Annotated in this window: 11 protein-coding genes and 2 pseudogenes; 1 reads left to right on the top strand and 12 read right to left on the bottom strand. The window is 57.0% G+C overall.

The genetic code is table 11. The features are described 5' to 3' along the window. Positions 1-118 precede the first annotated feature (118 nt). Positions 119-2557, top strand: a complete 2439-nt coding sequence (locus EXZ61_RS14940; protein ID WP_142812523.1) for a UvrD-helicase domain-containing protein — start codon at positions 119-121, stop codon at positions 2555-2557. Positions 2558-2734: 177 nt separating this feature from the next. Here the strand turns inward: EXZ61_RS14940 and EXZ61_RS14935 are convergent, their stop codons facing one another. The 12 genes and pseudogenes from EXZ61_RS14935 to EXZ61_RS14880 all read right to left on the bottom strand — a co-directional run bounded on the left by EXZ61_RS14935 (position 2735) and on the right by EXZ61_RS14880 (position 19685). Further along, positions 2735-3475, bottom strand: a complete 741-nt coding sequence (locus tag EXZ61_RS14935; protein WP_142812522.1) for a hemagglutinin repeat-containing protein — start codon at positions 3473-3475, stop codon at positions 2735-2737. A gap of 144 nt (positions 3476-3619) precedes the next feature. After that, positions 3620-3985, bottom strand: a complete 366-nt coding sequence (locus tag EXZ61_RS14930) for a hypothetical protein (RefSeq protein ID WP_142812521.1) — start codon at positions 3983-3985, stop codon at positions 3620-3622. 2 nt (positions 3986-3987) lie between these two features. Beyond that, positions 3988-6939, bottom strand: coding sequence for a DUF637 domain-containing protein (locus tag EXZ61_RS14925; protein WP_168224781.1), 2952 nt, complete (start codon positions 6937-6939; stop codon positions 3988-3990). Between the two features lie 83 nt (positions 6940-7022). Beyond that, positions 7023-7385, bottom strand: coding sequence for a hypothetical protein (locus tag EXZ61_RS14920; RefSeq protein ID WP_142812519.1), 363 nt, complete (start codon positions 7383-7385; stop codon positions 7023-7025). Next, positions 7382-14053, bottom strand: coding sequence for a two-partner secretion domain-containing protein (locus EXZ61_RS14915; RefSeq protein WP_142812518.1), 6672 nt, complete (start codon positions 14051-14053; stop codon positions 7382-7384). Before EXZ61_RS14915 ends, EXZ61_RS14920 begins: the two co-directional genes overlap by 4 nt. Positions 14054-14097: 44 nt before the next feature. After that, complete coding sequence (locus EXZ61_RS14910) at positions 14098-14670, bottom strand: hypothetical protein (protein WP_142812517.1); 573 nt, start codon at positions 14668-14670, stop codon at positions 14098-14100. Between the two features lie 55 nt (positions 14671-14725). Then, positions 14726-15280, bottom strand: coding sequence for a toxin-activating lysine-acyltransferase (locus tag EXZ61_RS14905; RefSeq protein ID WP_142812516.1), 555 nt, complete (start codon positions 15278-15280; stop codon positions 14726-14728). Between the two features lie 9 nt (positions 15281-15289). Beyond that, positions 15290-17014 (bottom strand): ShlB/FhaC/HecB family hemolysin secretion/activation protein, encoded by a 1725-nt coding sequence (locus EXZ61_RS14900; protein ID WP_237218975.1) that lies wholly within the window; start codon positions 17012-17014, stop codon positions 15290-15292. Between the two features lie 389 nt (positions 17015-17403). Next, positions 17404-17538: pseudogene (locus EXZ61_RS22180) on the bottom strand (integrase core domain-containing protein); the annotation flags it as partial. 12 nt (positions 17539-17550) lie between these two features. Then, positions 17551-17661: pseudogene (locus EXZ61_RS22175) on the bottom strand (transposase); the annotation flags it as partial. A gap of 739 nt (positions 17662-18400) precedes the next feature. Beyond that, on the bottom strand, positions 18401-19219 hold the full coding sequence (locus EXZ61_RS14885) for a MipA/OmpV family protein (RefSeq protein WP_142812513.1): 819 nt from the start codon (positions 19217-19219) through the stop codon (positions 18401-18403). 286 nt (positions 19220-19505) lie between these two features. Further along, complete coding sequence (locus EXZ61_RS14880; protein WP_142812512.1) at positions 19506-19685, bottom strand: hypothetical protein; 180 nt, start codon at positions 19683-19685, stop codon at positions 19506-19508. Positions 19686-19744: the final 59 nt, after the last annotated feature.

Genomic DNA, 19744 nt, shown 5'->3' with positions numbered 1-19744 from the left:
TTTGAAAGCGCTCTTGGAAAAGAGCGTTGCCCACAAAAAACCGGGCGTCAATTGCTTGGGCCCGGTGGTTGATTGTATACAAAATCGGGCGGGTGCAGTGGGTTTCTACAATCGGGGTATGTTTTCACCCCATGCCCCTCTGGCCACAAGCCCCCAGCCTCTCCTAGCTACCCTGAATGACGAGCAGCGCGCCGCCGTCACGCTGCCATCCGAACATGCCCTGATCTTGGCGGGTGCGGGGTCGGGCAAGACGCGGGTGCTCACCACCCGCATTGCGTGGTTGCTCAGCCGGGGGGAGGTCACACCCGGCGGCATCTTGGCTGTGACCTTTACCAACAAGGCGGCCAAAGAAATGATGACGCGGCTGCAGGCCATGCTGCCGGTGAATGTCAACGGCATGTGGATTGGCACCTTCCACGGGCTGTGCAACCGGTTTTTGCGGGCGCATTACAAGATGGCGGGGCTGCCGCAGTCGTTCCAAATTTTGGACACCCAAGACCAGCTATCCGCCATCAAGCGCTTGTACAAGCAATACAACATCGACGCCGAGCGCTTTCCGCACAAAGAGATGCAGTGGTTTATCTCCGGCTGCAAAGAAGATGGTTTGCGCCCCCATGCGGTGGAAGTGCGTGACGACGAAACCCGTAAAAAAGTGGAGTTCTACCAACTCTATGAAGAGCAGTGCCAGCGTGAAGGTGTGGTGGATTTTGGCGAACTGATGCTGCGCTCGTTTGAGGTGCTGCGCGACAACGACCCCATCCGCGAGCACTACCAACGCCGCTTTCAGCACATTTTGATTGATGAGTTTCAAGACACCAACAAACTGCAATACGCGTGGATCAAGATGCTTGCGGGCTCAGGCGCCAATGGCCCGGTGAGCGACCCTGCCAGCTTTGCGCCGCGCGGCAGTGTGATTGCGGTGGGGGACGATGACCAAAGCATTTACGCCTTTCGCGGCGCGCGTGTAGGCAATATGACGGACTTTGTGCGCGAGTTCAAAGTGCAGCACCAAATCAAGCTGGAGCAAAACTACCGCAGCTACAGCAACATCTTGGATTCGGCCAACGCCCTCATCAGCCACAACAGCCGGCGCTTGGGCAAGAACCTGCGCACCAACCAAGGCGCTGGCGAACCCGTGCGAGTGATGGAAGCCCCTAGCGACTTTGCCGAGGCGCAGTGGATGGTGGATGAGATGAAGCAGCTGGTGCGCGACGACTTTGAGCGCAAAGAAATTGCCGTGCTGTACCGCTCCAACGCGCAAAGCCGGGTGATTGAAACCGCCTTGTTCAACGCGGGCCTGCCCTACAAGGTGTATGGCGGTCTGCGATTTTTTGAGCGCGCCGAAATCAAGAACGCGTTGGCCTATATGCGTCTGATTGAGAACCTGCGCGACGACACCAGCTTCTTGCGCGTGGTGAACTTTCCGCCGCGCGGCATTGGTGCGCGCAGCATTGAGCAGCTGCAAGACTTGGCGCGCGCGCAAGGCTGCTGTCTGAGTGATGCGGTCAGTGGCCTAGGAGGCAAAGCGGGCGCCAACATCAACGCGTTTGTGGCCAAGATAGAAGTCATGCGCGAGCAAACGCAAAGCATGACCCTGCGCCAAATCACCGAGCTGGTGCTAGACACTTCAGGCCTGCGTGAGCACTACCGCAACGACCGCGAGGGCGAAGACCGTTTAGAGAATTTGGAAGAACTGGTCAACGCGGCCGAGAGCTTTGTCTCCAACGAAGGCTTTGGCCGCGACGCTGTGGCGCTGCCCGGCGAGGACGACTTTGTGGCCCCAGCGCCCTCCATGCGGCAGTCACCGGCATCGCAAGGCTTTGACTTTGACGCCCCCATGGAAAACGCGCCTGCACCCGATGCTGACACCGGCGAAACTCTCTCGCCCTTGGCCGCCTTTTTGTCGCACGCCGCGCTAGAGGCAGGAGACAACCAAGCCCAAGCAGGGCAAGACGCCATCCAGCTCATGACCGTGCACTCCAGCAAAGGCTTGGAGTTTGACTGCGTGTTCATCACCGGCATGGAGGAAGGCTTGTTCCCCCACGAAAACTCCATGAGTGACCGTGACGGCTTGGAAGAAGAGCGCCGCCTGATGTACGTGGCCATCACCCGCGCCCGCAAGCGCTTGTACCTGAGCCATTCGCAAACCCGCATGCTGCATGGCCAAACCCGCTTCAATATGAAAAGCCGCTTCTACGACGAGCTGCCCGAGGCCGCGCTCAAGTGGCTGAGCCCCAAGCCTGGCGCGCAAGGCAGCTTGCCTGTGGGCCGCCCTTGGGGAGGCTACGGTGGTAATACAGGGGGTGCTACGTATTCAGGAGCTGGTCGCGCATATTCCACGGGCGCTACAACCAGTTTTGAGCCTAAAGTCGTGCAAAAGGAAGAGCCCTCACACGGTTTGCGCGTGGGCTTGAAAGTCTTCCACACCAAGTTTGGCGAAGGCAAGGTGCTCACGCTAGAAGGCACAGGGCCCGACGCCCGCGCCCAAATCAACTTTCCGCGCCATGGCGTGAAATGGCTAGCCCTCAGCGTGGCCAAACTCACGCCGGTGCCTTAGCCACCAGCCATCCAATTGAACGGGCGTGCGAAGGCTATCAGCCTAAACAAAACCTAAGGAGACTGCATGACCCCCGCTGGATACCAGCGTGCGCGGCGTCATCAAGGCCAGCCTGGAAAAGCTGGCGACCAAGGTGGCATCGGACACCGGCGAGGCCTTGATGGACCAAGCCTCCGCCTACCTCAAGCCCTGGCTAGAGGTAAAGCTGCCTTTGGCGGCCAGAGCAACGGTGTCTGCAGCATTCAGGGTGGCGGCGCGGGCAGCGATGCTGTTGCTGTTGCTGGCGTTCACGGTGAGGTTGGTGCCTGCAGTGATGGTGCTGCCCACATCGCTGGTCTGGCTGGTGAGCAAGTGGTTCTTGGCGTGACCGGCGTTGAAGGTGTTGGTCTGGCGGGTTGTGAGTGCGTTGATATTGACGTTGTTGCCGGCGTCCAGCTGCACCGCTCCATTGCCTGCTATCTCTGCGCCAGTTATGTTGATGTTGTTGCCTGCGCTGGCGTACAGCACACCTTTGCCTTGGACGTAGAGGCCTGCTACCCGGTCTATGCCGGTTTGGCTGTAGCTGTAACTGCCAGCGCTGCCTGAGCTGCTGGCGGTGGTGCTGGATACATTCAAGTCCCGCCCGGCCACCGCCACCAAGCTGTTGCCGGCCACCACGGTGCCGCCGGTGTTGTTGAGGTCTTGAGTGGTTTGCAGGGCTACATCTTGGGCTTGGATGAGGCCTGCGATGTTGTGGAGGTTGCTGGCTTCAATCTTCACGACTTTGCGGCCCAGGATGGTGCCGGCGTTGGTGATGTCGCCTGTGGTTTGGATGGAAACACTGTCGCCACTGAGCAGGGCACCCGGCAGGCCAGACCCGAAGACGCCCGGGAAGCGGCATTTTGCTACTAAATATGTAGCTGCTTGCGCATGTTTCATTGGCGCTAGAGGTCAATTTATGCATAAACACCAGCGCGGCGAGAACACTGAGTTGGTTGGCGGGTAGTGTTTCGAGTGGTGCCGGCTGCGCCTGAATTTCTGCCCAACATCAAAGTCAGCTCATCGAATCAATCAAAACGCTAGTCACAAAGAAACCAAGGTCTTCGCCAGCTTCTTGATTGCAGGATTTATGACTCCGAACACAAGCGCCAAGGTTGCGGCATGAATGGCGATGATTACTAGCCACTTGACAGCTTTGCTTTCGCGGCCAAGTTGGTACCAGTGGTGGCAGGTCAATGAGACAGCTCCAATTAAAGCGATTCCGGTGGAACCAAGAAGGTAGCTTGCTGTTAGTTCCGCAGATGACCACTCCCAATTACCGGCGAATATCCACGCTATAAAGGGATTGGCAACCAACCTTATCAAAGCAACAGTAAGTGAAAACGTGAGAGTCAGAACGATCCAGTTCCACAACATTTGTTGACAAACCCACTTTGCAATGCTTTTCATATTTACTGGCCTTGCGCCTTGTTTATTTGACCTTTTATACTGTCTCCTGATGGCTCTTGGGCGGCAGTTGATCCAAGCGTTCCCGATAAAAATGGCAATTGACTTGGGGTATTGAACTGAACGATGCCATATGGTCCAGCGGATATCCATTCAGGTCGATACCAAGGATCGACTTTGATTTTGACGACCGACTCAATGGCTTTGCCGGCACCGTAGCCGAGAACAGTACCCGCTGCCGCACCGCCCATCGCAGCATTCGGATTTTCAGACTTGATAGCGCTGCCGGCTAACGCACCACCGGAATTGATTGCAACCGATGAGGTTAGACCTTGCCAGAACCCACCGCCACCCGTCACAAAGCCCGTGAACCCTGCAATGCCGACATCCACCCAATCCATAGGTTGATCTCCAATGCTCTGGAAACCAGCGTTGCCACCGGCACCAACACCACCGGTAATCAATCGCGTCCCAATCGTTGCAGGTCCCCCAATGACTACGCCATACCCGATCATTCCCGCTCCAGCAACCCCAGTACTCACAGGGTTGTCTTTGACGTTGTTGGTGACCAACTGGTTGTAGGTTTGACCCGTTTTCAATTGGCTCAGTCCATTGGCATAGGTACTCCAATTCGAGGCTAGGAACTGCGAGTTCACGCGGCTGTTGGCATAGTCGGGATCAGTTTTTGAGGCATCGCAATTGAGTAGCTGGCAACCCATCAAAGATCGCAATTTGTAGTCGTTCACGCCGCCACTCTGTGCAGACGCAGAAGCATCTGAATTCCTCAGCATTTCTGCAGTCAAGCGACCTTCTAGTTCAGTTTCACTGACCTCACGTCCTTCTATCTTGGAAAGCGCATCTCGCACTGACTTGTTCTTGGAGTACTCTTTTGCCAGTTTATATTGGTCCGGATGCAACTGCCGGTTGTTCTGTGCCGCATTGGCCCCCGTGGTTGCGGCGATGTTCACGGCCTGTGCATTGTCCCCACCGCCACCCACCAGCAGGCCTGCCACAGCGGCCATGGTCTTGGCGAAGTTCACCGTATCCGTGGTTTTGGTAGGGTCGCCACTGGGGTTGTAATACTGCGCTGCGAGTTCCCCAACAACACCCCCAACAGCGCCGGGAGCGCAGCCTTTCGTATCACCGGCAGATGCAGAGCCGCCTACACAACCTAGTATGGCGTGGGCCAGCTTGTGGGTGAACGCATCAATCAGGGGAGGGTTTCCGTTCTGGCTGGAAGCCGCATCCCCAATCGCATTCGCCCCCTGCGCCATGCCCGTATTGATCAACGCCCCCTTGAGCGAATTGGCAAACGTCTTCTCATCAAACGGCTTGCCCGCCAGCGCACTGTTCATCAAGTCTGTGGCGACGTTGTTGGTCAGGTTCTTCTGGAGCTGGTCCACAAAAGGACTCTTGGCATTGATGTTGTTCCAGCCCATGGTGCTGTTGAGCTTGTCCAAGGCGCCTGCCGTGGCCATGGTGAGCAAGAGACCCTTGATGCTTTCTTCCTTGCCCAGTTGCTCCAGCGTCTTGCCGATATCGCCTCCGTTGTTCACTAGGCTGACAGCTGCCTGAGAGGCCAGCGAGGAGAAGCCCGCACTCATGGCAGTGCCCAGTGCACCGGTGGTACCCGTAAGCCCGGCTCCCAGGCCACCTGTTCCAGCGGCCACTGCAATGGTGAGCAGTGCAGCCCCTGCTGGTGTGAGCCCCGCCGATTGATAGCTCCAGTTTTCATGGGCGAGGGCCACCTTGTCCCATTGGATGTCCGTGCGCTGGGCCAGGGTGTTGAGGTATTCCAGTCCGGTGCTGGTTCCTGCCCCTGTACTCTGGCCTGCCAATGCCTGTATCTGGCTCTTGAGCTCCTGCCCACCCTTGGTGTCAGGAATCTGCACCGTGATCTTCAAAGCGTTATCAAAGCTCACGTTGCCCGAGATCTTGGTCTGGTTCAGGGTCTGGGTGGTCGTGCCTTGGCCCTTTTGTTCTTGCCAGACACCTGCGGTTTCAGACTTTTCGGTATGGCTGGTCTGGGTGGTGTCTTTGCTGGCTCCTATGACGAGCTCGCCGCGTTTGCGCGGGTCCGTCTTTACGAAGCTAGTCTCGGGAGACTGGATGTCGGTGCCCTGGAGTTCGGTGCGGTTGCCCACGCCAATGGTGACTTTCTCATTGGAGATGAGGCGGGAGCCAATGCTGCTGGCGGTGGCTTTGCTGTCGGTGGTGGTTTTGTCTTCCAGGGTGAGGCCTAAGAGGGAGCTGCTGCTTTGCGTGGTCGTCGTGCTCTGGGTGGTGTTGGTGGCTGCATACAGGGTGGTGGTGTCTTTGCCTTCCACATACACGCTGTTGCTTCCCTTGAACACGGTACCTACGCTCACCAGGTTCTGGTCTGCGATGACGCTGATGTTCTTGGCGTTGATGGTGCTGACCTGCGCGGTGGCGCTACTTGCTTGGGTTTGGGTGCTGGTGGTCGTAGAGCTCAAGAGACTACTGCTGGTGCTGGTCTGCACACTGTCATAGCTGCTTTGGGTTTGGCCGGCGTCCAGAATGATGTTGCCTTTGGCGGCCAGAGCCACGGTGTCTGCAGCATTCAGAGTGGCGGCGCGGGCAGTGATGCTGTTGCCGGCGTTCACGGTGAGGTTGGTGCCTGCAGTGATGGTGCTGCCCACATCGCTGGTCTGGCTGGTGAGCAGGTGGTTCTTGGCGTCACCGGCGTTGAAGGTGTTGGTCTGGCGGGTTGTGAGGGTTTGGAGGTTGACGTTGTTGCCGGCGTCCAGCTGGACTGCACCGTTGCCAGCTACTTCAGCGGCAGTCAGGTTGATGTTGTTACCTGCACTGGCGTACAGCACACCCGGCCCTTGGACGTAGAGGCCGGCTACCCAGTCTATGCCGGTTTGGCTGTAGCTGTAGGCGCCGCAGGATCGCCGAATTGCTATTGTTTTAGGAGCTGTTTGCGCATATTCCATGGGCGTCAATTGCGTTTTAATGCGAAATAGGACAGCATCAAGAACAAAGCGATCATCGAGTTTCGGTAGAAGCCGAACTTGAATCAATCCTGACCCCATCGATGATTTGGCAGTAGTGGCGCACCACACCGGCTGCACTTTTTGGGGAAAAGTAGTACGCCTGTCGTACCTGGCTTGCTACTGGTGGGCGTGGTACCGCAACGAGGGCAGCGGTAATACAACATTGTATAGAAAAACAGTACAAAAAACGCGGTGAATGCCAGCGAGACAAGAGTTTCCTCACTGAGCAAATTTCCTTTAGGAAAGATCACAAAGACCGAAAACAGAATCATGGGAATCAAGAAAAAAAACACGCCGTGTTTATGCCGTTTTCTAAATTCTTCCCTCGCTTCATCCGCATTCAAGCTTGGGTTTCCCTTTATCCACAACACAATACGTCGAATCATTTAGAAGCGTCCTCTGAGTTTGTTGCGATGGGTTGAGCTGGTGGTTTCACAGAAAACTCAATGATGTTGACCTTTGCTTCAGCTGAAATTTTCGGCAAAACTGGTGCGACTGTTGGCGTGGCGGTTCTATTCACAAAATTCGATACACCTTCGTCTTTAATGGACTTTCCTGCACTTGCACCGACTTCAAGTCCAACAGTGCCAACACCTACATTCACACTGGCAGCGGGTCCAATACGTACTTCACCAGCTTGCTGAGGATTTGACTCAGAGAGTGCACCACCTTTTGCACCAGTAACTGGTCCTTGGAGCAATCCGCCTCCGACAGTTCTTGTTCCAAGATTCAAGTGGCCACCCACACCAAAGCCCGCCCCAACTTTGCCACCTGTTATCTCACCGTTTTGAACCTCAACCTCAATTTCGCCACCAGGCATTGGCCCAGGATAGAAACCGACCCCGTAATTCCCATCAGGGACAGTTGCCTTCCCCGACTGAATACCAGCAGCACATTCCGCAGTAATGCATCCATTTGCATTCGGTGTCATCGTATTCAACCCTGCATTGGCGTTGCTAGGCGATTTTGTCTTCCCGGTTTGCGCGTCGGACCAAGCATAGGGTGAGTTCGCTCCGCCGGTATTGGCGATGATGTAGGCCGCAAGTTCTGGGTCTACCCTGCCTCCGTTAGGAAGGGTTTGAACCACACTTTTACCGTCACCACCTACGTTAAAGACAGCGCCCTTGTCTTCCACTACCGCTCCGGGATTGACCATACCAGTCGTAACAGACTCATTCTTTGCCTTGTTACCGCTGTTGCGCATGGCATCTTCAATTTGTGCTTGGGTGAACTTGCCCTTGCTCAGAGTTGCTAGCTGAGCAGCCTTATGCGTTTCTGTCTTGTGTAAAAGACGGTTATTTTCTGCAGCGTTGCGTCCGGTGGTGCTAGCAATATTGACTGCCGCAGCGTTGTTTCCGCCACCGTCAACCAAAACGCCCGCAGCAGCAGACAGAACCTTGGCGAGTGCCGATGCTTGCGTGTCGCTCATGCCACTGTTAAGTGCAAAGTCGGCTGTCAACTCCCCGACTACCGCACCCACAGCACCGGCACTGCATCCTTTGCTGTTACCGGCAATAGCAGCCCCACCCGCACATCCCAGAGCTGCATGCGCGAGCTTGTTGGTAAAGCTATTCAGATCAGCATCGCCAATCACATTCGCCCCCTGTGCCATCCCCGCTGTGATCAAAGCACTAGAGAGTGCAGCGGAGAGTGCTTTTTCATCAAACGCCTTGCCATTGATAGCCGCGTCAATCGCAGCACCTGCTACGTTGTTGGTGACGTTCTTGAGCAGGTTGCTGGTGAACTGGTTGGCCGCCTGGCTGGTGGTGATGCCGTTGGTGCCAGATGCACCAGCTCCGCTTTGGCCGTTGAATCCCAGTGTCTGGTTCAAGTTGCTCAAAGCACCTGCTGTCACCATCACGGTCAGCAGGTTCTTGATGCTTTGCTCACTGCCCAGCTGATCCAAGGTCTTGCCGATGTCTCCCCCGTTGTTCACCAAGGCGACTGCTGCTTGGCTTTGTAGGGCAAGGAAGCCAGCATTGAGGCCCGCTGCGATGGAGCCACCGCCCACAGCACTGGTAATGCCGGTGCTCAGGCCCGGTGCGTAAGCCGCCACTGCAATGGAGAGCAGTGCAGCCCCTGCTGGTGTAAGCCCCGCAGATTGATAACTCCACTTCTCGTTAGCCAGCGCAATTTGGTCCCACTTGACGTTGGGGTTGGCCTTGAGTTGTTCCAAGTACGCCAAGCCCTGGGGCGTGCTGGCCAGAGAGCTGTTGCTGAGCGCCTGCAGCGTGCTTTGCAGGGCTTGCCCACCGGGAGTGGCCTGCACGTCCTTGGGTATCTGCACCGTGATCTTCAAAGCGTTATCAAAGCTCACGTTGCCCGAGATCTTGGTTTGGTTCAGGGTCTGGGTGGTGCTGCCTTGGCCTTTTTGCTCTTGCCAGACACCTGCGGTTTCAGACTTTTCGGTATGGCTGGTCTGGGTGGTGTCTTTGCTGGCTCCTATGACGAGCTCGCCGCGTTTGCGTGGGTCCGTTTTTACGAAGCTAGTCTCGGGAGACTGGATGTCGGTGCCCTGGAGTTCGGTGCGGTTGCCCACGCCAATGGTGACTTTCTCATTGGAGATGAGCTTGGTACCTATGCTGCTGGCTGTGGCTACGCTGTCGGTGGCGGTTTTGTCTTCCAGGGTGAGGCCTAAGAGGGAGCTGCTGCTTTGCGTGGTCGTCGTGCTCTGGGTGGTGTTGGTGGCGGCATACAGGGTGGTGGTGCCTTTGCCCTCTAAGGTGACGCTGTTGCTTCCCTTGAACACGGTACCTACGCTCACCAGGTTCTGGTCTGCGATGACGCTGATGTTCTTGGCGTTGATGGTGCTGACCTGCGCGGTGGCGCTACTTGCTTGGGTTTGGGTGCTGGTGGTCGTAGAACTCAAGAGACTACTGCTGGTGCTGGTCTGCACACTGTCATAGCTGCTTTGGGTTTGGCCGACGTCCAGCACGATGTTGCCTTTGGCGGCCAGAGCCACGGTGTCTGCAGCATTCAGAGTGGCGGCGCGGGCAGTGATGCTGTTGCCGGCGTTCACGGTGAGGTTGGTGCCTGCAGTGATGGTGCTGCCCACATCGCTGGTCTGGCTGGTGAGCAGGTGGTTCTTGGCGTCACCGGCGTTGAAGGTGTTGGTCTGGCGGGTTGTGAGTGCGTTGATATTGACGTTGTTGCCGGCGTCCAGCTGGACTGCACCGTTGCCAGCTACTTCACCGGCAGTCAGATTGATGTTGTTACCTGCACTGGCGTACAGCACACCTTTGCCTTGGACGTAGAGGCCTGCTACCCGGTCTATGCCGGTTTGGCTGTAGCTGTAACTGCCAGCGCTGCCTGAGCTGCTGGCGGTGGTGCTGGATACATTCAAGTCCCGCCCGGCCACCGCCACCAAGCTGTTGCCGGCCACCACGGTGCCGCCGGTGTTGTTGAGGTCTTGAGTGGTTTGCAGGGCTACATCTTGGGCTTGGATGAGGCCTGCGATGTTGTGGAGGTTGCTGGCTTCAATCTTCACGACTTTGCGGCCCAGGATGGTGCCGGCGTTGGTGATGTCGCCAGCAGTCTGAATGGCTACGCTGTCGCCACTGAGCAGGGCACCCTTGGGGGTAAGGTCTCCAGCCTTGACTGCGGCATAGACGTGGGGGACCAGTACTTGGGTCTTTGTGCCATCGGCCAATGTCACTGTTTCTTGCTGCAGCCAGACGATGTCGGTGGTGAGCAGGGCGAGTTGGTTGGCGGTGAGGGCAATGCCGGGGCGCAGGTTGAACGCCTTGGCAAACGTCAGGCCGGAGTCCATGAGGGCTTGGTACTGCTGCTGGTCGCTGGTGTAGTTGCCCAGGAAGCGGCGCCCAGTGAGTTGGGCTACCTGTTCGCGGATGAGCTTTTGTTCATAGAAGCCGTCACCCAGCCGCTTTTGGGTGACGGTGGGGTCCAGGGCGAGTTGGGTGGTGATGTAGTCCGAGCTTAGCCAGGCACGGTAGTTGGTAAAGCGCGGGTCGGTCTCCACCAGGTAGTGACCTGCCGGGTTGCTATTGATGGTGAACAGGCTGCTGGTGGGTAGGCTGGTGGTGCCGCCGACCGAGGTCACGCCGGTACCTGCGCCAGTGAGGCTGGTGGTATCTACCGTGGCTTTGGTGACGGCACTGGAGACGAACTGTCGTTGGACTGCGGAGTCTAGGGTGTAGGTATTGGCGATTTCTGAGGTATGAGTGCTGGGACGGTAGGCGTAGTACAGGTAGTCACAGCCTTTTATGCCGCCACAGCCGTGATCGAACTTATCCCAGTTATAGGCCGTGCCATTGCGCACCGAGTTCAGCGTGATAGAGCGTGCCTTGTTGTCTACTGCTGCGGTGATGTTGAGAGCACCACCTGCGACGATCTCACTTTGGTCATTCACCACCGCTTGGGTTGCATCCAGCGTCATGGCACCGCCACTGGCAATGCGGCCCGGTGTGCTGCTACTGACTACGGGCTTGTAATCGGTTTGGGTGTACTGGGCAAAGCTTTCAAAGGTGCTCGGGCTGGAGCTGCTGTTGGCCTGGGCCTGGCCTTTGACGTAGCCATAGATCGGGAGCATGTTCCCTGTGGATGTGCATCTTCTGTCTTCGCGCCCACTACCCGTACATACCACCTCGGGTTCGTAGCCCACGATTTGATGGTACGCATAGCCCCCATGCGCTTGGGCGACCCAAGCGCCCGTCGTGCTCAGCAACCCTCCCGTTGCAGTATCAAAGGTGCCTGCTTGGGTGAAGTACACAGTGCCTGAACCACTTTGTGTGCCTGCGTCACTTGCCCACTGCAGGTTGGGGTTGAGGTTGTTGATGGTGGCCGCAGTCATGCGCATGGCACCGAAGGATTCGATGGTGCTGGCATTGTTGTTGACCGTGCCTGCCCGGCCGGTCGCTTGGCCGTTGGTGTCCAGAATGCCGCCAATGGCCATGTCGCCCACACTCAGGATGTTGGAGCCTTGGTTGTTATTGACGGTAGTGGCTCCGATATCGAGCCGGTCTCGGGCAGCGATGGTGGCAGCCTTCGACACGCCAGCCACAGTTTCTGCATCGTTGTTGAGTGTGGTGGAAGCGATGCCGACCTTATCCCCATAGATGCGCCCGGTGCCCAGGTTGTTGACGGTCACGGCCTGAATGCGTGTGCTGCCGGTGCCAGCTGTGTTGCCAGCATCGACCAGGCCTCGGTTGGTGAAGCTGCCGGTGGCGTTGAGGGTGGTGGTCGTTGAGGATAGTTCACCCGTGGCCGTGTTGTTCAGTGTGTTGGCAGACACGGTGAGACTCTGGCCGGCTTGCACCTTGCCGGTATTGGTCAGGTTGGCCGTAGTCGAAACACTCAGGTCTTGGTTGGCCAGAATGCTGCCGGTGTTGGTGGTGTCGGCCCCGACCGTGATGGCCAAGTTGTTGTTGCTGGCAATCGTGCCTGCGTTGTTGTTGAGGCTTTGGACTGACAGGTTGAACTGGTTGCTATTGACTGCCACCTTACCGTTGGTGTTGTCTAGGCTTCCGGCCAAGTTGATGATGGTGTTGCCCGTGCCACTTTGCTGTACCGTGCCATCGACATTGGAGAGGTCATGTGCTGACAGATTGAGCTGCTTGGCGGTGACGGTCGCGCCATCGGTGACCAAGCGGGTCTGGGTCGAAGCGCTCAGTGTCTCGATGGCGGAGACGGTGGCTTGATGGACCGATATATCGGAAGTACTGGCCGTGAGCTGGACGTTCTGGCCGCTCACCTTCGCCTTATCCAGCACCAAGCTGGTGGCTGTCAATGCTGTATCTCCGCCAGAGGCCAGCTGGCCTTGAACGGTAGTGCTGTCTGCGGAGCTGATAGTCAGGTTGCCCGCGCTACCGATGGCACCCGTAGTGCTCATGCCGGCCGCAACAGTGGCTCCGGTAGCGATGCTCACTTGGCTGCCTGCACCTTGCGCTGACACCGTCGTATTGCCACCGGAGGCGATGAGGCCTGTTCCTGTATTACTAATATTGCCTTGGGCAGTGAGGGTGGTGTTGCCAGTGGCGTAGACCGAGCCGGTGTTGCTGATCCATCCGTCATTCGTCACTGTCACATCTCCGGTGGATGCGCCAATGGTTCCGGCATTACGAATACCCAAGCCCGCTTCTGTGCCGATGAGATGGATTTTTCCTGCATACATGCCGCCGATGGAGGCGACGTCCAATGCAAAGGCCGGGGTGGGGCCTGTGGCTGCAGAGGCGTTGGCAGTCGCTGTGGGGCTTGCGGCGCTAGCGGCGCTGATGTCGTTGGAGCCTGTGGCAACTTTGAGGTCCTTGGCCCAGATGCCGGCATTGACTTGCAGGGCCCGGGAGAGGAGGTTGGTGTAGTCCGTTGTGCTGGTGTCCAAGCCGGCACCGTCAATGGCGATAGTGCCGCCACGCACCTTGAAGGACTCCAAGTTGCCGGCGTTCATCACCACATTGCCGGTGGAGAGGGTGACGCTACTTGCGTTCAAGAACCCACCACCGTTCACCGCAATTCCGGCGGGGTTGGCCATGATGACTTCAGCACGCTTGCCTGCGACCTCCACATAGCCTTTGATTTGGCTAGCGCTAGACGAGTTAACTTCGTTGAGGATGACCCGCGCACCTCCTGTAGCCAGCCACGGATTACCTTGCACGTAGCCGCCAATTTGCGTGGAGGTGTCGGTACGGCTGTTGTTGAGGATGACACCTTTGCTACCCACATCAAACTGGCTATAGGTGTTGCGCGAGACACCGCCCGTGCTGGGTGCTTGGATGTTGACCTGCGTCACCCCGCTGGCAGTGCTAAGTATCGTGGGCTGCTGGTTACCCGGGACAGTGCGGTCTGCAATCACCTGAGCTTGCAGCCACAGGGGCAGGCCCAGCAAAGTTACCCCAAGGGCTATTGATTTGGTAGCGGATAGCGCATATTCCATGAGCGCTAGCCGCCCATTTGATGCAGAGAAACCTGCTTCCCTGGTGTCTGCGCGGGCGGCAGTCTCCCCCGATGCGGCCTTGCCCTGCGAGGCTGCGGTTTCGGCAACGGCCATGCGGATGCCGCGCTTGGCGTTGAAGATGATTCGGTAGAGGTGCTTGTTCACGTTGATACTCCCTTGACTTAAAGATTTCCGCAGTGCCGTTCTTCTTATCGCGTGTAAAGCGCAGTCGCCTGTAAAGTCGTTGGGTATCCGTTTGAATCCAAGGCTCCACTGCTGTTCCCCGCATACATCAGCGAGCCTTCAACATCAAACACTTGCTTGCTCACTACACCAGTTTGCGGAACGCTGCTCAACGTAAAACCCGCACCACCATCTGCACTGATTGAGTAACCTGTTGACGTAATGAGTGCATTGGCTACTGTGGTTTTGCCGGTTATGGCGCCAGCACTAAACACCACAGAGTAGTTGCGTACCAACTTGCCCAAATAGGTCGCGCAAGTGTTGTCGCTATAAACTTCAATGGTGTTGGTTAATGTGGTGCCCGTGACCACGATAGGCCCGTTTAGGCCGCCATAAGTCCCACCATATGTGGTGAAGTTAAAACAGTTCGCCACATTTCCGGATGCAGTTCCGTCGTTGCGTTTCCATGTACCTTGGAAAGGGGTACTGTCGAATGCTGATGTACTTGTAGCGTTACTGCTACTTTCACCACCATCTCCACCTCCGCCGCAGGCGGTCAAGACGATACAGGTCAGCAAAACAGCAATTTGTTTTTTCATAAAGGGTAGCTCCATTTCGTAGTGTTAAGTGGTCAAGATTCGTGTTGCGATGTCATCAGGGATTCGTGCGCTGCAGGGCTAGCATTGGTCGTGTACTCCACCACTGCCGGGCATAGGTCGGATCCACCTGCGTACCTCGGAAGGTGAATACTTTGGCTCCACGCTCGTTACTGCGGTGACTCATGTAGCGGAAGCTGGCACGGGCAAACAGGGGGGCTAAGAGTCGCTTTACACGATGGGGGGATGTCTGTGGCGCAAAGAATTCTGTGCACCACATGCGGTCTCCGCTGTTCCAGTCTTCTTCATTCAAGCCGTGCAATGGGCTCGCGATGTAGCGGCTCTCGGCTTCTGCACTGAGATTGGCCCAGGCCATATAGCCCACCGGACGGTTGGTCTGCGCATCGGCTTCCATAACCAAAGCAAACTGCTGAGACCGTACGGCTGGGAGTAAAAGGCGGTCCAGCGCATGCAGGGGCAGATTGCGGTGATTGGGGCCTTGCATCCAGAGCCACACGGAGCTTCCGAATATCTCTGCATCGCTAGGCGCATCAGCGTCACCTTGTGCGCTTACCAGGGCAGGCGCGATTACTTTCCAGGAGAGTGAAGTCATCTTGCAGTCCTAGAAGCTCATGGACAGACTGCAGCCGGCAGTAGTCTCGGCGGTCTTGAATCCCGAGGGCTTGTCGATGGGAGCTCCCACAAACAGGTCGTACTGCACGGCGGTCTTAAATCGCTTGAAGCCGCCCTTCAACCCGATGACACCCCCTGCGAGATGCTTGCCTGCAAGGTTCTGGCTACTGGGCCCACTGACTTCACCTGCGTCCAGTCCTAAGTAAACCTCGTGCCCGGAATCTCCCAGTGCCATGCTCCAGTCATTGCGCAGGGTCCAGCCGCGCTCGCCCACCAGGCTGGACTCGCCATCAAAGCCACGCACGGTGTAGCGCCCGCCAATCGCAAAGCGGTCTTGCGGTGTCAGCGGGGTGCTGTTGTCTTGCAGGCGCAGGGCTGCGCTATACCTGAAGTTCTGACCCACCGCCTTGAAAGGCTTGCTGACATTCAAGTCCAGCAGAAGCAGGCCCAGCTTGGAGGTGCCTTCGCCGAAGGCTTCCTCAGGTGCGGGGATGGAGTCAAAATCTTGAGTGCCGCGCTTGTAGGCCAAGTTGCCCTCTACCGAAGCGTCACCCAACATGTCTTTGTGGTTCACACCGAGTTCCCAGCCGCCTACCACGCGGCGCTGGTTTTGCACTTCAGTGTCGTCAATGTAGTTGTTGCTTTTGCGCTGCCAGCCTTTGAGGCTCAGGGTGGATTTGCGCGCTTCATCCCGGTACACCAACCGGGAGAGCTTGATTTCGCTGTTCTCGCTGGTGCCGCTGTAGATGTAGTTCTGGTTTTGCCCCACGACTTGCTGGAAGTAGCGGTTACTGGAATAGGTGGTGCCCAAGGTCCAGTAGTCCAGGGGCAGGCTGTAGTGCACGGTGTAGCCGCGGGTTCCCCGGTCACCTGTCTGGGTGTTTCCTAACTCATAGCCCAATTCACTGTTTAAGTCATGGTTCAGCGTCAGATAGAAGAGGTCACTCAGTCCCAGAGGGTTGTCCAGTGAGAAGGTGCCACTCCCCTGGTAACGCCCGGTCCCCTTGCTGCCGCTGTCGTCCAGGCTCAAGGACCAGCGGGTCATGCGGGGCTGCTGGTAGGCAATCACCAGGTCGCTTTGGTTGATGGCATTCGCGTCTTGCGCGGGCTCGATCTGAATGTCCGCCTCAGCCGTTGGGACTCGCTTGAAGTTCTCCAGCCCTTGCTCAATGTCGCGCAGATTCAGGATGTCTCCGCTGCGCAGAGGAACCGCGTTCGAGGTGCGCACGCCAGGGGGATCTTGCGAGTCGGATCCTGTGGCTTTGAATCGGATAGCACCCACATGCCCGGGGATGACGGTGAGGACTAATGTGCCGCTAGACAAGTCTTGGCGCTGCGCTAGCACTCGCGTTGTCACATAGCCCTTGGCAACTGCTGCTTCCTGGCCCCGCTTGATAACCAACTGCACTCCGGCTGTTCCCAAGCACTTTCCGATGGGCGAGTCAGTGCCCGAAACACCGGCCGTAGCTGAAGTGAGCCAATCAAATGTTTCCGTAAAGATCGGATTGGGACGCGGAGCACCTGAGCCCAGCGGGTAGTCCGCGTTGTCCAGCGCAATGTGATCTATCTTGAAGCAGGGGTTCTCACCCGTAGGAAGAAGACTGTCATCCTGACGGCTTGCGGTAGATGTAACATGAGCAGTCCGTTCCAGCTCCTGACGTTGAGCCTGAACTCGCTGTTGCTCACGGCGTTGCTCGGGTGCGGGGTCTGCCACCGTTTGAGCATGAGATGAACCCGCGCCAAACAAGCAGCCGATACAAACATTGATGACTATCCAGCGCGATGAAATGCTTACTTTCGGCCTTAGCTTGGCTCTATGATTGAATTCTCGATACACGCGCGCAGTCCCCAGGTAACTTTACAAACGCTTTAGTCGCGTTTTTGTTTGAACAAATAGACGAAGCTCGTTTCAATCCAAGTCAAGCGGACTGAGATATGGAGCAGAGCAACAAAGGGGATACCTGTGTGTCCACAATGATTGAACGCTTGCGAGTCGCAAATCGCTCATGATCAAAACGGAGAAGGCAGTCTTTCAGCTTCTGAATTGCGCGGCAATCTTTGTAAGCGAAGAGTTACAAGTCTCGTCTTGCCAGCAGGTTTGCCATATCGCAGTGTGCGATTGAACCGCTCGACATAAGCGTTTTGCTGCGGGTTGCCGGGTGGTATGCATTGCAACTGAAGACCTCGGAGTTTTGCCCGTTCCTGCATCTTCAGGCTGATGTAGTCCGGCTCGGGGTCGCTGCCAACGCACATCTTCTTGAGCCGCCGGTTCTCTTCTTGGAGTCCCTTCATTCGCGGCATCAGGGAGTTGTCCATCCCTCCAAATTTCGCTCGCCACTTGTAAAAAGTCGCGGTGTTGATACATAACAACCAAATTGAGAATCTAGCGAGGTTGTTGGGGTTGGGCAGAAAAGCAAGGCTTTTCGCCGGCTGTGAACTGGCCTGACCACGCGTTGCAGTTGTGATGGATTCGCAGCCATATGCAAAGCTGCGTGGGAATGAACCATGGGCGTAACTCAATCAAGGGCGTGCTGACGAGACTGCCTGATCACACGAACTGTTGCGTTGACGAACGGTTACCCGACCGCTGACTAATGGAGTCCTAAATTATTGGGGCGGTCAAGTTGGAATGCCAACACACTTGCAATGAGCGAGCGTAGTCACTGGAAACGAGTGCCACAGGCCCACAGATTGCATGCTGGAAATCAACCCTCTAACTGCCTTACCTGACATCCATCGCCCACTGATACTTGTGGTGGGTGACACGCCGACCATGCTCATGGTGATGAGTGACATGCTCCAGTCCAAGTATTTGGTCAGGGTCGCCAACAGTGGCAAAAGAGGGCTGGACTTGGCAGTCAAGGTGAAGCCCACACTACTCTTACTTGATGTGCTCATGCCGGAATCAGGAGCTGCTCGCGCATATTTCATGCGCTCTAAAGGCCAAGCTGGAGCCTCTGCAGGAGCAAGCCAAAACCCTGTTTGCTCAGAAGATAGGCTAAATAGGGCGCTTGCGCCCATGGAATAGGCGTAAGCAGCTATCAAAACTATAGTGCTTTGACGCTGCCAGGTTTTGTCGAAGCAGGCTGCGCCATAGATGCTAGAAGCTGTAGGCCACCGCCACAAACGCATTTTGGCTGGTGGACTTGCGCACCAGCGGGCTGTCCTTGGCTGCGTTGGACAAGCTGGTGCTGGTGAGCCCGCCGATCAGCATCCAATTGCGGTCGAACTGGTGGTGCAGCCCTAGGCCCACGCTCACATCGCGCAGACCTGCCGAGGGTGTGTAGCTCTTGTAGCCACTGGCGCTGGCCTGGGTGCTGTTCACTCCAAAGTAGTCTTGCATGTAGTCGGCATTGGCTAGCGTGGCACCTGCGTTCAAACTCAGGTGTGTGCTGGGTGCCACGGGGATGCTGTAGCTGGCACCTAGGTTGAGCAAGCCTCCTTTGCCCGCACTGCCAGCCCCCAGTTGGACGCTGGAGCTTAGGCCCCACTGTTCAGACAGTGCAAGCTTGGCGTAGGCGTTCAAGGTGCCTTTGGCGGCAATGTCGCCCATGCCAGCGAGGTAGCTAGAGTCTGACTCTTTGCGGCCTGTGTCCATGCCAATGGCCAAGCCCAGTTGCAGCTGCTGTGTGGCGCTCATTTGCACGCCCAGTAGCCCATCTCTGCCGCCCACATACACACCGTTGGCCCAGCGGTATTCACCAATGGGTACAGCGGCCGTGCGCTGTTGGTCAGAGCCTGGGTACGTGGGGCCAGACCCCACGCCCACGCCAATAAAGCCGCCAGAACTGGGCCTGCCCGCTGGTGCCTTGCCATCGGCTTGTGCCCAAGCCGCCGCGCAGGGAAGGGCGAGGGTGAGTAAAAGGCCTTTGAAGAAGAGGGAGACGTGGCGATGTTGATGCGAGAAAGACAGTTTCATGGTGCGAGAGACGTAGTTGTAAGAGGCCTGTAGGCCATGGTTCAGTAAGAAAAAAGGTGCGGCCTGACGCCGCACCAACCTGGGGGAAGTTTTGTATTACGGTAACTGGGGTGCCTCCATCACATTGCCGCGCTGGCTTAGGTTCCATGGGGTTACGGCGCCTAGCGAATTTCGCTTGAAATGGATGACAGCGTCAAAACCAGGGGCTTTCACGTGGTCCACGTCTCCAAGCTCCACCGCCACAGGCCCTTGCCCTGTGCCTTGCACATACCGCTGTTTGTCTTCTTCAAAGACTTACCGCGGCCATGGCACACGCGCCGCTCAAGTCGCCTTGGTAACGTGCCTCGATCTGGGCTTGTAACGCCGCATCGGCAAGTGGGGCAGTGGCGGCCAGCCCGAGTGCTTGGCCCTTGGCCCGCGCGGTAAACGTGCCAGCAGCTTGCGCCATGCATTTCAAACTTTTCAATGACCTCAAGTCTTCCTCCGAGGGATACGGTGATGGAGGCAGATTGTGGTGCGCGCGAC

The sequence above is a fragment of the Rhodoferax aquaticus genome, assembly GCF_006974105.1.
Taxonomy (GTDB): Bacteria; Pseudomonadota; Gammaproteobacteria; order Burkholderiales; family Burkholderiaceae_C; genus Allorhodoferax; species Allorhodoferax aquaticus_A.
The sequence above is the reverse complement of the archived record's forward strand: the minus strand, read 5'-3'. Positions and strand labels throughout refer to the sequence as shown.

Coding starts and splice junctions, on each gene's coding strand:
- EXZ61_RS14925 (WP_168224781.1), bottom strand. CDS start 6,939: ATGGAATATGCGCAAACAGCTCCTAAAACAATAGCAATTCGGCGATCC.
- EXZ61_RS14935 (WP_142812522.1), bottom strand. CDS start 3,475: ATGAAACATGCGCAAGCAGCTACATATTTAGTAGCAAAATGCCGCTTC.
- EXZ61_RS14905 (WP_142812516.1), bottom strand. CDS start 15,280: ATGACTTCACTCTCCTGGAAAGTAATCGCGCCTGCCCTGGTAAGCGCA.
- EXZ61_RS14885 (WP_142812513.1), bottom strand. CDS start 19,219: ATGAAACTGTCTTTCTCGCATCAACATCGCCACGTCTCCCTCTTCTTC.
- EXZ61_RS14940 (WP_142812523.1), top strand. CDS start 119: ATGTTTTCACCCCATGCCCCTCTGGCCACAAGCCCCCAGCCTCTCCTA.
- EXZ61_RS14920 (WP_142812519.1), bottom strand. CDS start 7,385: ATGATTCGACGTATTGTGTTGTGGATAAAGGGAAACCCAAGCTTGAAT.
- EXZ61_RS14930 (WP_142812521.1), bottom strand. CDS start 3,985: ATGAAAAGCATTGCAAAGTGGGTTTGTCAACAAATGTTGTGGAACTGG.
- EXZ61_RS14910 (WP_142812517.1), bottom strand. CDS start 14,670: ATGAAAAAACAAATTGCTGTTTTGCTGACCTGTATCGTCTTGACCGCC.